Genomic DNA, 373 nt, shown 5'->3' on the forward strand with positions numbered 1-373 from the left:
CCCTACTGGTAGTTACATCGTGCAATGCAGATTTCGATCCCGCACGTCTCGAACGTTATCTGATAATGGCGGATCAAGCAGGAAGCGAACCGGTCATCGTGCTGACCAAAGCTGATACTGCGGAAGACGTCGGCCGGTTTCAGTCACAGGCGGAGGCTCTGCAACGCGACCTGCCAGTCATAGCGCTTAATGGACGCTCGGCCGATGCTGTCGCCTTGTTGAGGCCATGGCTGGGTAAAGGTCAGACCATTGCGCTGGTAGGGTCCTCCGGCGTCGGAAAGTCAACGCTTGTAAATACGCTGACCGGATCTCATACGAAGCAGAAAACCGGCACTATTCGTGAATATGATGCGCAGGGTCGGCACACCACGAC

1 protein-coding gene is annotated in these 373 nt (G+C 55.8%); it reads left to right on the forward strand.

All coding sequences use genetic code 11. From position 1 onward, the window contains the following. The coding region (gene rsgA, locus AB4Z23_RS29025; RefSeq protein WP_441361379.1) for a GTPase RsgA at positions 1-373 on the forward strand (373 nt) is incomplete at both ends.

It is taken from the genome of Agrobacterium sp. MCAB5 (assembly GCF_052114365.1).
Classification (GTDB): Bacteria; Pseudomonadota; Alphaproteobacteria; order Rhizobiales; family Rhizobiaceae; genus Agrobacterium; species Agrobacterium tumefaciens.